The sequence below is a fragment of the Rhodanobacter koreensis genome (genome assembly GCF_054782855.1).
In genome coordinates this window covers 185538-200241 of record NZ_BAAGRR010000002.1, presented here as the reverse complement: position 1 = coordinate 200241, position 14704 = coordinate 185538, and the positions used below count along the sequence as shown (strand labels likewise).

The following is a 14704-nucleotide window of genomic DNA, read 5'->3' as shown; positions in this document are numbered from 1 at the left end:
TCGAAGCTGCCACCCAAGGCCCGCAGTACTTCAAGCCCTGATCCCGGTCATTGCGGTGGCAGCCTCTGCGCCAAGCTGACCTGCGACAGCGCGACCGCACAGCGACTCGTGGCGCACGCAAGGTCGGCCTTGATGTGCGCAACAAGTGCGGTGGCCTTCGGCGAGATCGTCTCGGCCGCCGCGAGGGCACTTGCGAATTGCGACTCGGCTTCGCTGCGGCGACCGAGCCCCTGCAGGATCTCACCGAGCAGAAGGCGCGCCCTGATCGCCTTGTCGGAGCCCTCGTCGGCCAGCGCGACATGCATCGCCACAGCCTCTGCAGCCACCACCGCTGCCTGCTCATGGGCGCCGCTCGCCGCCATGAGCTCGGCTTCGACGGTGAGTGCGAAGGCGGTATCCGGGTGTGCCTCGCGATACCGAAGCCGTGCCTCTGCAAGCGCCTCGTCGGCGATCGTTCGCGCCTCGTCCAGACGCCCACGTGCAAGCAGCACTTCGGCGAGATTGGCAAGGTCATGGCTGCGGCCATTGTCACCATAGTCCGCGCCAAGCAGCTGCTGCTTGCGATGGATCGCATCGCGAAAGCCCGCCTCGGCCTCGGCGTAAGCGCCCTGCCGGAAATGGATCTGCGCCAGATTGCCCAGGCTCACCGCCTCGCTGAAGGCCGCTTCCGGCGCAAGCGCCCGATCGACGGCGATCGCCTTCGCATAGAACGCCGTTGCCTCGTCGAACCGGTCTTCGAGCGTCAACACCGTGGCAAGATCGTTGAGATGCCAGGACATGTGGGCATTGGGGCGCGTGTACGTGCCGGCATCAATGTCGATGGCATCGCGCATGAGCTGCTCGCTTTCGCCATATCGGCCAAGCCGGGTCAATGCCGAAGCCAGCATCGTCATCGCATCGGCAACATCGGGATGCTGGTCGCCAAGACGGCTGCGCTTGCGTGCCAGCGCTTCGCGCAACAGCGGCGCTGCCCGACCGGGATGGCCCGCATCCATCAGTATCCAGCCGAGGTTCGTCACAGCTTCGGTCAGCGCATCGCTGTCCCCCGGCAGCACGCCGCGCGCGAGGTCGACCGATCGCTGGCCGATGGCGATCGCCTTCGCCGATTCGCCGATGCGCTCGTCCAGGCCGGCGAGCCAGGCGAGCGCCTGGACTTCTTCGGGCGAGTCGCGATTCGGACCGGCCTCGAACGCGTCGAGCGCGCCCTGCAGCCGCAACATTGCAGCGCGAAAGTGGCCGAGTTCGTCGGTTTCCTTCGCCAGCAGGTATTCCACGTGCAGCGTGCGCCTGTCGGTTGCGCCGAACTGCACCTTCGCCAGTGCCGCGGCCTCCGCAAGCGGCTTTTGCGCCATGTCCGGGTGGCCGCTGCGGCGCTCCAGGTCGCCGAGCAGCGCCAGAACTTCGATGCGCAACGCCGGCTGCATCGCGAGATCGCGATCGGCACGCTCGCGCCCGCGCGCAAGCAGCTCCACGGCGGTTTCGTCTGCCGCCGTTCCATGCGATGCACTGTCGAACAGGCCTTCGAGGAACGATTTGAGCGCGTCCGCGCGCTGCGCCTCGCCCCGGGCGGCGAGCGCCTGCGCATGCGCCGTTTGCGCGGCGTGGCGCGCAAGACGAGCCTCGTACAGACCGACGGCTGTCGCGCCGGCCAGCGTCATGGCGATCGCGGCACCGACCGAAACCGCCAGCGCATGCCGCCTGGCGAGCGTGAAGACGCGATAGGCGAACGTATCCGCCCGGGCCTGCAGCGGCCGGCCGTCGAGATAGCGTTCGATGTCATCGCGCAGCGCCGCAACGCTCGCATAGCGGCGCGCCGGGTCCGGCCGCGTCGCCTGCAGCACGATCGCGTGGAGATCGGTGCCGAGTTTCCGTCGCAACGCCTCGTCGTCGAACGCAGGCGCTTTCGCCTCGGCGCACTCACCGGCACGGCGTGGCGGCACGCCGCAGAGCAGTTCGGCCAGCAGCACGCCGAGCGCGTAGACGTCGATCGCGGTCGTGGCGGCATCGCCGGACAGCTGCTCGGGGGCCGCGTAGGAACGGGTCAGCCGCCGCGCCTGGGTACGCGTCTGCTCGCCCTCGCCGGTCAAGAGCTTGGCAATGCCGAAATCGACGAGCTTGACGCAACCCTCCGTGCTGACCAGCACGTTGCTCGGCTTGAGGTCGCGATGCACGATCAGGCTGCGGTGCGCATGTTCGACCGCTGCCGACACGTCGATGAACAAGCCCAGGCGTTCGCGCACCGCCAGGCCGCGCTGCGTGCAATGCGTGACGATGTCGGTGCCGGCGACGAATTCGAGCGTCAGGAACGGCGTACCTGCCGGCGAAAACCCCGCATCGAGCAGCTGGGCGATGTGCGGGTGCTGCAACCGCGCAAGGATGCGCTGCTCCCGCAAAAAGCGTCGGCGCTCGTCGGCGGCATGCACGTCGATGCGCAACAGCTTGAGCGCGACCGTCTGCGGGCCGCCCGGCAGTTCGCGCTCGGCCTCGAACACGCTGGCCATGCCGCCTGCACCGACGAAGCGAAGCACGCGATAACCCGCAATGGCCGGCAGCGCGTCGGGCGTGTCGTCGGCAAACACCGGCAGCCATTGCGCCATGCCGCGTTCGAGCGCCTCGATGCCCGGCGCGTCGTCCAGCGCCTGCGCCACCAGCGCCCGCAGCGTCGGATCTTGGCAATGCCTGCGCAGCCACTCGGCCCGCCCGGCCGCGGGCACCTCGAACAACCGGTCGATCAGCGGTTCGATCTCGTTCCAGCGTTGGGCGAAGTCGGCGATCATCGGCAAGGGGCGTCCCCGTTCTGACATGTCTTTAGTAGTCAAAGCGCAATCCGGTCCCGATGACCGACATCGCCTCAAGGATCGGGTACCAGGCAGGCGGACAGGAACGTACGCGCTTTCAGCCAGTCGCGCTCCACCGTACGTGCATTGACGCCGAGAACCTCCGCCATGTCCGGGCTCGACAGATCGGCAAACAATCGGAGCTCGGCGACGCGCGCAAGGCGCGGATCGAGGGTGGCCAGCCGACTCAACGCCTCGTCGATCGCCAGTATGTCGATGATGTCCGAACCCGCCTCGCCTGCCGTCATCTCCGGCGCCTGACGCTTCTGCGCCTTCTTGCGCCTGGCATGGTCGATCAGGATATGCCGCATCACCTGGCTCATGTACGCGTACAGGTGCGCGCGATCGGCAAACGTGACGTCGCCCTGCGTGGCCAGCTTCAGGTAAGCCTCGTTGACCAAGGCGGTCGTTTCGAGCGTATGCGCCGCTTCATGCGCCCGCTGGCGGCGTGCCAGGCGACGCAGCGTGGCATAGATCTTCGGAATCAAAGAGTCGATCGCCTGCATATCGCCACGTGCGGCGAGCGCCAGGACTTCCGTGATGGGGGGCTCGGCCATCATGCGCGGCGGCAGTCGGGCAGGCGAAAACCATGTTGTTGCAGCGGCGATCGACCCGGGCGTGTCGGTGTCGACGACCCTTTTGCGCTGTAAGGAGGGATGGCACCGCTCGGGACGGCCGCAAGCCATCGAAACACCCTCGCCCGTCTCATCCAATTAGGGACTGAAGTCATGTCAAATCATCGCTCTTCACTTGGCCGGCTCACAAGGGTAGCCACACTCGTCGCTCTCGTCCTTGCTTCCACCGGCCTCGCCGCAGCAAAGGCCGATACCGATGCGACATCGTCTGCATTTGCCACAGCCGCTTCCAAGGCCGCCGACAGTCCGGTGACCTACACCTATCAGACTCGCGACTATCCCGGCGCATCGTTGACGATCTTCTGGGGGATCAACGACTTCGGCGAACTGGCCGGTCAATACGCCATCGGCAACGGCACCTCGCACGCCATGGTCTATCGCCACGGCCAATTCAAACCGCTCGACCCCAGTGCGCTGGGCAACTATTTCAGCGCCGCCGGCGGCCCCAACGACTACGACGCGACGTTCGGCGGTTATGCCGACGCATCCGGCCATCAACACGGTTTCCTGATCCAGGGCGGGCATTTCGCCACGATCGACTTCCCGGGCCATCTCAACTCAAACGTGGACCAGGTCAACATCTTCGGCGCCATCGCCGGCGTTTACTGGGATGCCGACGGCGCCTATCACGGCGTATTGCGCCGTGGCCAAGGATTCGATACGCCGATCAACGTTGCCGGAGCTCGGGAGACCTATCCGCTCGGCATCAACGACAACGGCGACATCGTCGGCTACTTCGATACCAACCCGGCCCAGAAACATGGCTTCTATCGCAGCGCGAATGGGCAGTACACCACGGTCGACGTGCCAAACGCCGTCAGCACCGTCACGCTCGAAATCAACGATCGCGGCCAGATCACCGGCAACTACGAAGACGCCTCCGGCGGCGTCCATGGCTTCGTCGAAACGCAGGGCACATTCCAGACCCTCGACGTGCCCGGAGCGATAGCGACCGTCGGCACCGCGATCAACAATGTCGGCGTGATCGCCGGCGAATACTACGACGCAGCCGGCAACCAGCACGGGTTCACGGCGACGCCCGTGGAGACGTCGCGGCATCACTGATGGAACTGGAGGCTCCGCATGGATGCGGAGCCTTCGCAAAGAAACCCAAGAGCCAGGTCCGGCTTCATTGCATCGGACATCTAGATGGCCCTGCGTCGGCGCAGGAACTCTCTCTTTGAACATGGCAGCATGTCGTTGGCAAGAAAGGTACGAACGGGATGCTCACCGCACGTGGCTGCATCGCGGATTGGCGTGCTGCCGGATTCCCGTGAGCTTGATATGCACACGGTGATTTTCAGCGGAATTATTGGCGAGGCCGGGAAGGCCGGCCAGTATATGAACCTGACCCGGTTTTAAATGGGCGCCCTGTTCGCACACCTGAAGTTCGTCAACACCGTGCACGACAAGATCGGCAAGACCGTGCCGGTCACTGACAGCCCCATGGGTACATTCGTCGACCATGTACTCGATCCGTTGATGCTGGCCAAGGTCCGTAAATTCGATTACGACGAGCGCGACCAGGCCATGAGCTGGCTGCAAGATTGAACGCACACGTCAGCGCAAAACATCCGAGCCAAAAAACAACCGCGGAAAGTGCGCTCTGCTCCCTGTTTTCTACCTAGATGCAGATGCCTGCATGAATTCGTGGGGATACCTCGGTCTCTGAACCACTTCAGACCCTTTCAATCATCTCAGCGAGACACCGGGAACCCGATCACCACATCGTCCAACGGTAGCTGCGCCTGACGATGCCAGGGAGTCGTCGGCGTCCATGGCTTGCCCTGACCAAACAGCTGAGCCTCGGTTTCCAGCCCGAATAGATCGAAGCGGTCAAACACGAATGGCAGGCCTTCCGAACTTTCGAACGTCGCGGCATTGGAAAGCTGGAAGTGCAGATGCGGGGCAGCGGAATTGCCGGACTGGCCCAGGCGTCCCAGCAACTGTCCGCGACGAACACGCTCGCCCACGCGCACCTTCACGCTGCCGCGCTGCAGGTGCGCATAACTGGCGAACACACCCGGCTTGAGCTCCAGCACGACATAGTTGCCGAACAGGCCATGCGCGGTCAGCGACTGCGGCTCGGGCTGCGGGCTGAGCGGTGCATGCTCGTCCTGCCCGTCGCGCATGTCGCGCACCACGCCATCGGCCACCGCAAGCACGTCCGCGCCGTAACCGATCCAGTCGGCATGACGCGTCTTGCCGATATCCTTTACGTCCGCACGCATCGCGTGGCCCTGCGAATCGATGCCTACCAGGTCCAGCGCGTAACGCTGCGGAATGGTCGCCTGCCCGTTCACCGCCACCAGGCTGCCCCAATGATGCGAATGGGCATTGCCAGGCCCTTCGTGCGCCAACCAGAGTCCACCGCGCAACGGCGGCCCGATGAGCATGGGCGCCTCGGTGTTCAGCGGCACGCGCACACCGTCGAGCAGCTCGGTCGTGTGCTTCGCCGTGGCAAAGGCGATTCGGTGACGCAAGGTATGCGGCGCGGCGCTCCCTGCCGGCAGCGTCAACCAGACATGGATCACCACGCGCTTGCCGGCTTCGATGCTCAACGGGGCATGTTCGGCCGGTGAAGGTCGGCTCATCGCCGCCAGATCGACCGCGCTGAAGCTGGCGAGCGGCGTGCCGCCATCGTCTGCGTAGACGTCCAAACCTTGCGGCATCAACGGGCCAGTGTCGCCGTAGATGCTGGTGATATGCAGCTCATAGGCAAGATGCGTCAGCCCGTCGCTACCGACAAACGCGGCCGGAGCATACGGCACGCGTGCCTCCACCGGCGCCAGTGCCTGCTGTGCGGTGGCAGGCGCCATCCAGCAGAACAACAGTGTATACAGCAGGCAGGCAAGGCTTCTTTCCATCGACACATCGACCTCCTAACACGAACTAACAACGGTGGCGCGCCAGCGTAATTCAACGCGAGCCTCCGAAGCGACCGTCAAAAGGTGTCCGTCAACTCGGACCACCTCACTCTGCCCCCATGTTTGCTGACGATCGCCCCACGCCGACATCAAATAAGTGAACCTGACCCCGTTTCGGGGCCTATTTTTAACCCGGAGGGTATTTAGATGAAGTCCGTTTCGCTAGTTTTTGCTCTTGCAATTTTTGGGATATTTTGCTCTGGACGAGCATCAGCCACAGGGCAAGTCATAGGAAATATAGATGGCTTTCAAAGCGACTCAAATGGCAACCCTCTGCTTACGGGGTGGACATGCCAGGTCGGGAATCCAAATCCGATCCCAGTAGATATTTATCTGAACCAGCCATACTCCTCTCAGTCATCAGTATCAGGCCAGTTTGTAAATCGCTATACAGCTGACGGTCCGAGTGAGCCGGCAATTGCCTCAGCTTGCGGCACCAATGGCGCAAATTACAGGTTTTCTATTTTGCTCCCAGCAGGCCAGTTTTTGGCCGGGGATCTCGTATATGGGTATGGAATCAATTCTTCGGGTGGTACTCAGTTATCGCCTAGTGGAGTATTCAAGATCCCATCCAATACGCTAGCAACAAATGGGGGCGGTACCGTTGCCATCAGTTCTCAGTTTGCAATCTATGACACCATCTATGACTCATTGTCAGGATGTTCTCCCTTAATCGATACGCCACTTTACCCCGTAACCTTCCCCTCTGCGGACAATAACGGTGTCGTTCTTGAATTTTCTACGCTCTCAGATGACGGGAAAAACCTCAGCTATTTGGTATCGGGCCAGATAAATGCATCAGGGACAGAGACCCATGCCTTTAAGGTTAATTGCGCATCAGCTCTTACGAGCCCGCAAGATCCAGTGAGCACTGACTTCAACGGCAACCAATGGTTGTTCGGGTTCTTCAAAGATGCGAACGGGAATGTTTTCTCACTGATTCACAATGAGTACTACGGCGGCTACTTTCCCAATGCTAACTTCCAGATCCCTTCGTCCACTGGCTGCAGCCTAGGGCAGCCCTATGGAACGATGATCAACCCATACGACTGCACTTACACTGCTCTCGATATGGCTGAAATGCCAATGGGTAGCTCATCTTTTCAGCTTCTTGGCTCAACGCCCCCTCAGCAGATTATCGCAAGACCATCCTCTTCGTATACGCCAAATACTGCAGGGCCGACCGGGTATTTCACCAATACAAATATCCTTCTAAACAGTGATGGCTATTACTACGCACTAGCGGTCGATAATCTGTCATCCGGGGGCGATCGTAGGTGCCCGATCCGAACAAATAACCTCAGCGTCCCATCATCGTGGCGTGGGTGGGATGGCTCAGGATACAGTGTCGATGTATCAAACGGCGCTGATTGTGTTGACGACAACCGTTTGGCAGGAATCTTTCCGACTTACCTCGGTTATAGCACCTATTTCAAAAAATTTATAATGGTAGGCGCGATTGCATCAGCTAATTTGGCCAACGCGCCGAACATGATGGCATATTCACTGTCATCTGATTTCGTTAATTGGTCCCAACCTGTTAGCTTTAACGTACCCGTTTTCAACTCTTCTTCTTCGCAAGGATGGACGGGAAATAATTACCCAGCTCTCCTAGACGTAGCTGCTATACAAAACAGCCAGACCCCGAACTGGTCAACGGGAGCTGCAGTTGGCCAGGGTCCTTGGCTAGTGTTCAAACAGCAATATGTTTGTGGGCCGTCCCCAGATCCAAACTGTCCGGCACCTGGAACGCCGCCTAGGACAAGATTTACAGCAGTTGCGGTCAGTTTTTCGCAATAGGACTGGAACAAATGCTTATTGGAGAGCAAGGATGCTCTCCTGCTTCATCAACTCAATCGCGACCTCGCCCATATGCCGCAGCATGTCGTACAGCGAGTTAGTGATCGACAGCTGCGCTTCTTCAACGGCATCGATTGGACACGTTACTCTTAAGGATTTGCGCGAAATCGCGCGGCGTGATCCTTGCTCCGCAATCAAAGCGAACCAGAACCGCTTTGATGGAACTAAATGACTCTGACCCCTTTGTTGCGTTGGGTAAGTGAACCTGACCCCGTTTTGGACCCGACCCCGTTATGAGTTATGAATAAATCAAAGCGAATCAGAGCACAAATAAATAACTCTGACCCCTAGGTTTCACCTTTGTTTCGCCCCTCCGTCCCAGTTTCCATATTATCTCTTTTTCATTACTACCGAGGCATACGGCGGGCGGCGTTCTTGAGTTGAAGCGCTTGCCGAAAGCAAGAAGGCACTTCCCAACTTGCACCCAAGTCGTTTGCACCGTCCGAAAGCAAAGTAGGCTCATCGAAAAACGAATAATGTCTATATTCACCATTTGCCAAATCCCGTCTCGCAGTAAGAAATCCTATTTGAAAAAGAAATCTTATTATTTCAGTATCTGATGGCCGCCCCGAAGTGCCCGCTATACGAATATCACGCCCACTCAAATTGGCCTTAATGTGTCTTACCAACTCATCAGTTTTGAATTGCTCAGACTTTCCTTTGAACGACTGAATGATAAGTTCAATTTTGTCGCACTGAGCCCGAAATTCCGCAATAAGATCGTCTATGCGTGTCTTCCCAAAGGCTTCTAGTCTTGCAGTTAAGTCATCTAACCCTATCTTTTCGCTATTGCGCTTAATCGCGCTGATAGCCGCAAGCTTGCAGAGCTCAATCATCCATCGCGGCCGATAGCGCGACAGCGTTGCAACGATCACCGAAGGGGCTCGATTTTTGTGCTGCTGCTCAACTTCGTCAATCACACCATCCTGAACATGCTTCCTACCCCATGGCATTGGATCGTCGAACGCAAGCGCAACCAAGTCTTTTGCGCCCATGGTTTTAAGACGGCCACTTGCGACAGCGGGACCGCTATTCCGAGATAGGTACGAGCGTACCCGGTTCGCCAACATTTGCTCGAGCTGTGGGTGCGACCATTGCAGGTCAATCACATAGGGCTCTACTTTAGATAATGCTTCGAACTTTCTCTTTATGATTGCCCATGTGCTAGGCCTGATGGAGGTTCGAAATCTGATTTCTCGCACTTCATTGCTCAACTGTCTCATTGCAACAAGTGCCGACATAACTTTTAAACAGTCCGTCTCAATATCACGGAAATTTTCGTCGAGGTCATCAACAATAATCCATATCTGAAGGTCATTGGCTCCAGCCACACGTCTCAGCGCGCTCGCGGGGTCTGCAGCGCCAGCAACTGTTGGGCCACCTGGCAATTTGGTCAGTCTTGCAAGAATAGCAGCGACAAATCCTCGCTCTGCGAATCCACCTCGTTCCGCCTCCTCTCTTAAGGAAAGAACGTCATCATTGAATTTAAAATCGAGTCGCGCACCAACAGCAGACGCCGCCGTTTTAATGTATGACTCCTTCCATGCCTTAATATTGTCTATACTTGAGCTTGCGCTGAGCGACGGGGCAATGGAATTTGCATAAGCCGTATGAACTATTACATTCTTAAAATCTCGAAGCCTCAGATAAGTCCATCTAAGGAGTGCTGACTTGCCTTCACCCTTGTAAGCACGGACAACTTTTAATTTTGTGGAGGAATCGAGAAATGCAGAGAATTCCTCTCGTTCATAAGCGTAGGAGGTAAAGAGTGTCTCCTCTTCGTCTTCCGCCATTTCGTTGCCAAACAACTCGCTATCGGAAAGCACGATTGACCAACTGCTCATTCCCTTGCCTCTCAATTGATTAGCATTTCATCGATACGCAGCAAATCACATATTCCGCCGATACTCCCCACCCACGTCATACAACGCGTGCGAGATCTGCCCCAGCGAGTTGTACTTCACCGCCTCGGACCGGAAAACAGGACGGAGGTAAGTTAACCCCCTTCGTGTTCTTCAAAGCTTGAACTCGAACTGCTTCCCCATCGGGTGTTTCCCCCTCGGCCACACCGGGCACAACGCCTCCACCGCCTCCATCAACTCCATCCAATCCGACAGATCACCCCTGCCCGCCTGCACGACATCCAGCACGTCGCCACCGACAAGCGGCTCGCGGAGCCCGTCATGCTTTGTCATTGGCGATTTCGGCGAGTAATTCATCCAGCATCTCCTTGCGGTCGAACAGCGCGAAGTACTCCTGCACTTCCTGCATGTTGAGCCTGCCGCGCTGCGCGCGCAACAGCGCGCGGATGTCGTCGAGGTCGCGTGTGCGGGACGGGTTGTTGACCAGCGCCTGCAGCTTGAATCCGATCAGGCCTTCGGCGCTGATGACTCGCAGCGACCCCAAGGCCGTGGAACGTTCCTCGGCATCGGCGAGCAGACGTCGTGCCGTCGGGCGATGCGCGTACAGCAGATCCAGTCCTTCGTCCACGCGCAGATAGTTGGCCGCATCCTCGCTGCGATGGACACAGCGATAGCCGAGCGTCAGCAGGATTTCGTGCAACCGATCCGCATCATCCGCGTCGGCGAGAAAATCCACATCGCGCGTGGCGCGCACCACCTGATGTGCAGCCAACGCCAATCCACCGATCAGCGCGGGCATCGTCTTGCAGCCGACAAACGCGGCAACGGCCTGCTTGATCTGCTCGACCAGGCGGGACATGGGTTACATGTTGCGGCGGTATTCGCCGCCCACGTCATACAACGCGTGGGAGATCTGCCCCAACGAGTTGTACTTCACCGCTTCGATCAACTGCTCGAACACATTGCGTCGATCGCGCGCCGTCGCCTGCAATACCTTGAGGCTGTCTGAGGCCAGCGCATTGCGCGCCTCGCCATATCGCTTCACGTTGGCGATCTGCTGGCCCTTCTCTTCCTCGGTCGAGCGGATCAGTTCGATCTCGGTGGCGATCTCGCCGCCGTGGTCCTTGGGCAGGAAGGTGTTGACGCCGATCAGCGGCAGCGAGCCGTCGTGCTTCTTGTGCTCGTAGTACATCGACTCTTCCTGGATCTTGCCGCGCTGGTACATGGTGTCCATCGCGCCGAGCACGCCGCCGCGCTCGCTGATCGCCTCGAACTCCTTGTACACGGCCTCTTCCACCAGGTCGGTGAGCACGTCGACGACGTAGCTGCCCTGCCACGGGTTCTCGTTGAAGTTGAGGCCGAGCTCCTTGTTGATGATCATCTGGATCGCCACCGCGCGGCGCACGCTTTCTTCCGTCGGCGTGGTGATCGCTTCGTCGTAGGCGTTGGTGTGCAGGCTGTTGCAGTTGTCGAACAACGCGTACATCGCCTGCAGCGTGGTGCGGATGTCGTTGAACTGGATCTCCTGCGCGTGCAGCGAGCGGCCGGAGGTCTGGATGTGGTACTTCATCATCTGGCTGCGCGCGCTGGCACCATAGCGTTCGCGCATCGCGCGCGCCCAGATGCGGCGCGCGACGCGACCGATGACGGTGTACTCCGGGTCCATGCCGTTGGAGAAGAAGAAGCTGAGGTTGGGCGCGAAGTCGTCCACGCTCATGCCGCGCGCGAGGTAGTACTCGACGATGGTGAAGCCGTTGCTGAGGGTGAAGGCGAGCTGGCTGATCGGGTTGGCGCCCGCTTCGGCGATGTGATAACCGGAGATCGACACCGAGTAGAAGTTGCGCACCTTGTGGTCGACAAAGTACTGCTGGATGTCGCCCATCATGCGCAGCGCGAATTCGGTGCTGAAAATGCAGGTGTTCTGCGCCTGGTCTTCCTTGAAGATGTCGGCCTGCACGGTGCCGCGCACCGCCTGCAGGGTTTCCGTCTTGATGCGCGCGTAGGTTTCCGCATCCACCAGCTCGTCGCCGGAGACGCCGAGCAGGCCCAGACCCAGGCCTTCGTTACCTTTGGGCAGTTCGCCGTGGTACTGCGGGCGCGGCACGTTCTTGTATAGCTCGGCGATGTGCTTCTCGGCGGCGGCCCAGCGGGCGTCGTCTGCGCGCAGGTACTTCTCGACGTTCTGGTCGATTGCGGTGTTCATGAACATCGCCAGGATCATCGGCGCGGGGCCGTTGATGGTCATGGAGACGGAGGTGCTGGGCGCGCTGAGGTCGAAGCCGGAGTACAGCTTCTTCATGTCGTCCAGGGTGGCGATATTGACGCCGGAGTTGCCGATCTTGCCGAAGATGTCCGGGCGCGGCGCGGGATCTTCGCCGTACAGCGTGACCGAATCGAACGCGGTGGACAGGCGCGTGGCGGCCCCGCCCTGGCTGAGGTAGTGGAAGCGGCGGTTGGTGCGCTCGGGCGTGCCTTCGCCCGCGAACATGCGAGTCGGGTCTTCGCCGCTGCGGCGGTACGGATACACGCCGCCGGTGTACGGGTAATGGCCCGGCAGGTTTTCCTTGCCGAGGAAGGTGAGCAGCTCGCCCCAGTCCTTCGACTTCGGCGGCGCCACTTTCGGGATCTTCTGGTGACTGAGCGAGTCGCGGTAATTCTCGACGCGGATGACCTTGTCGCGCACCTTGTATTCGTTGACGTCGGCGGTGACGGACTTGTACAGCGCCGGCCACTCGCGCAGCTGGTGGATGGCTTCGTGGCTGAGTTCCTTCAGGGCGGCGTTATAGCGCTGGCGGAGGAGGAGGATGGAGCGGTCCACGACATGCTCTGCATGTGCCGGTTCGCCATGTACTTGCCCGGCCTCCACATGTTCGTCATTCCGGCGTAGGCCGGAATCGCTCTTCGCTACGGCCTGCTCGGTCTTGGTGTCGTGCGCTTCGTGTGCGGCAGGGGATGCGATCCCGGCCTTCGCCGGGATGACGGCTTGGGAGGTGACGGCGCCTTTGGGTGTTGAGGTGTCTGTGGAAGTGACGAGCTGGTGCAGGTCGGCGTTGCGATACAGCTCCAATGGACGCAGCAGCTGCGGATCGCCCAGCTCCTTCAACGCCTCGTAGTAATGCTGCGCCTTGCTGGCGTAGACGGCCTGGTGTTCGATGCCGCTGTTGATGCTGCGGCCCTGCTCGGCAATCTCGGCGAGGTAGCGCACGCGGCTGCCAGGAATCAGCACGGTGGCGCGTGGGGACTTCAAGGTGGTATCGAGCTGCGGCTGGAAGTTGCAATGCGCGCTTTCAATCCCCCGTTCCCCGTTCCCCGACCCCAGCTTCTCCCGCATCAGCCGGCACAGATTGGTGAACATCCAGGTCACGCCCGGATCGTTGAACTGGCTGGCGATGGTGGGATACACCGGCACGTCTTCGTCTTTCAGCGCGAAGGCGGTGCGGTTGCGTTTCCACTGCTTGCGCACGTCGCGCAGCGCGTCTTCGGCGCCACGCTTGTCGAACTTGTTGAGCACGACCAATTCGGCGAAGTCGATCATGTCGATCTTCTCGAGCTGGCTGGCGGCGCCGTATTCGCTGGTCATCACGTAGACCGGGAAGTCGACCAGATCGACGATCTCCGAATCGCTCTGGCCGATGCCGGCGGTCTCGACGATGACGAGGTCGTACGGCTGGCTCTTCAGGAAATCGATGCAGTCGTGCAGCACGATGCTGGTGGCGGCGTGCTGGCGGCGCGTGGCCATCGAGCGCATGTAGACGCGATGGCTACGCAACGAGTTCATGCGGATGCGGTCGCCGAGCAGCGCGCCACCGGAGCGGCGACGGGTCGGATCGACCGCGAGCACGGCGATGCGCATCTGGGGGAACGCGTGCAGGAAGCGCAGCAGCAGCTCGTCCACCACCGATGACTTGCCGGCGCCGCCGGTGCCGGTGAGACCGAGTACCGGCGTGTGCTTGCCGGCGAGCTTCCACTGCTTGCGCTGGTGTTCGAGCTCGGCGTCGCTGAGCTTGCCTTCCTCGATCGCGGAGAGCATGTGGCCGATCGAGATTTCGTCGTCGATGTCGACCTTGGGCACCGCAGTCGTTTCGGACTCGGCGCGCTTGATCGCGGCCGAACCGGCGCGATGCATCACGTCCTCGATCATCTCGGTGAGGCCGAGCTTCATGCCGTCGTTCGGGTGGTAGATGCGCTCGACGCCGTAGGCCTGCAGCTCCTTGATCTCTTCGGGCGTGATGGTGCCGCCGCCGCCGCCGAACACGCGGATGTGGCCGGCGCCGCGTTCCTTCAGCATGTCGACCATGTACTTGAAGTACTCGACGTGGCCACCCTGATAGGACGACAGCGCGATCGCGTCGGCGTCTTCCTGCAGCGCGGCGCGCACCACGTCTTCCACCGAGCGGTTGTGGCCAAGGTGGATCACCTCCGCGCCCTGTGACTGGATGATGCGGCGCATGATGTTGATCGCGGCGTCGTGGCCATCGAACAGGCTGGCGGCGGTGACGAAGCGCAGCGGCGTGGTTTCAGCCTGCGTGGCGCCGGCGGGGACGTGCTTGGCGGGGGAACTCATGGCAACTCCGACATCGTGT

Annotated in this window: 11 protein-coding genes; 4 read left to right on the top strand and 7 right to left on the bottom strand. The window is 60.4% G+C overall.

All coding sequences use genetic code 11. The features are described 5' to 3' along the window. Nucleotides 1–47: 47 nt before the first annotated feature. Both ACYVKM_RS06615 and ACYVKM_RS06610 read right to left on the bottom strand, forming a co-directional pair. On the bottom strand, nt 48–2804 hold the full coding sequence (locus ACYVKM_RS06615; protein ID WP_460876820.1) for a serine/threonine-protein kinase: 2757 nt from the start codon (nt 2802–2804) through the stop codon (nt 48–50). A 47-nt stretch (nt 2805–2851) separates the two neighbouring features. Continuing rightward, a complete protein-coding gene (locus tag ACYVKM_RS06610) occupies nt 2852–3394 on the bottom strand; it encodes an ECF-type sigma factor (protein WP_460876819.1) in 543 nt (180 codons plus the stop codon). Between the two features lie 99 nt (nt 3395–3493). On the opposite strand from ACYVKM_RS06610, the gene ACYVKM_RS06605 reads away from it, so the two are divergent. From ACYVKM_RS06605 to ACYVKM_RS06595, 3 genes are all read left to right on the top strand, one after another. Then, nucleotides 3494–4537, top strand: coding sequence for a hypothetical protein (locus tag ACYVKM_RS06605; RefSeq protein ID WP_460876818.1), 1044 nt, complete (start codon nt 3494–3496; stop codon nt 4535–4537). Nucleotides 4538–4621: 84 nt separating this feature from the next. Then, on the top strand, nt 4622–4834 hold the full coding sequence (locus ACYVKM_RS06600; protein ID WP_460876817.1) for a hypothetical protein: 213 nt from the start codon (nt 4622–4624) through the stop codon (nt 4832–4834). Beyond that, complete coding sequence (locus ACYVKM_RS06595; RefSeq protein ID WP_460876816.1) at nt 4835–5023, top strand: SpoIIAA family protein; 189 nt, start codon at nt 4835–4837, stop codon at nt 5021–5023. It begins immediately after the preceding gene. Between the two features lie 146 nt (nt 5024–5169). Here ACYVKM_RS06595 and ACYVKM_RS06590 read toward each other — a convergent pair whose 3' ends face one another. Continuing rightward, nucleotides 5170–6339 (bottom strand): M23 family metallopeptidase, encoded by a 1170-nt coding sequence (locus tag ACYVKM_RS06590; protein ID WP_460876815.1) that lies wholly within the window; start codon nt 6337–6339, stop codon nt 5170–5172. 207 nt (nt 6340–6546) lie between these two features. On the opposite strand from ACYVKM_RS06590, the gene ACYVKM_RS06585 reads away from it, so the two are divergent. After that, nucleotides 6547–8199 (top strand): hypothetical protein, encoded by a 1653-nt coding sequence (locus ACYVKM_RS06585; protein ID WP_460876814.1) that lies wholly within the window; start codon nt 6547–6549, stop codon nt 8197–8199. Between the two features lie 407 nt (nt 8200–8606). Here the strand turns inward: ACYVKM_RS06585 and ACYVKM_RS06580 are convergent, their stop codons facing one another. From ACYVKM_RS06580 to ACYVKM_RS06565, 4 genes are all read right to left on the bottom strand, one after another. Further along, nucleotides 8607–10103: a P-loop ATPase, Sll1717 family gene (locus ACYVKM_RS06580; protein ID WP_460876813.1), complete on the bottom strand. Its 1497-nt coding sequence runs from the start codon at nt 10101–10103 to the stop codon at nt 8607–8609. 171 nt (nt 10104–10274) lie between these two features. Beyond that, a complete protein-coding gene (locus ACYVKM_RS06575) occupies nt 10275–10478 on the bottom strand; it encodes a hypothetical protein (RefSeq protein WP_460876812.1) in 204 nt (67 codons plus the stop codon). Beyond that, a complete protein-coding gene (locus tag ACYVKM_RS06570; RefSeq protein WP_460876811.1) occupies nt 10441–10980 on the bottom strand; it encodes a hypothetical protein in 540 nt (179 codons plus the stop codon). The genes ACYVKM_RS06575 and ACYVKM_RS06570 overlap by 38 nt, the downstream gene beginning before the upstream one ends. 3 nt (nt 10981–10983) lie before the next feature. Continuing rightward, complete coding sequence (locus tag ACYVKM_RS06565; protein WP_460876810.1) at nt 10984–14685, bottom strand: methylmalonyl-CoA mutase family protein; 3702 nt, start codon at nt 14683–14685, stop codon at nt 10984–10986. Nucleotides 14686–14704 lie beyond the last annotated feature (19 nt).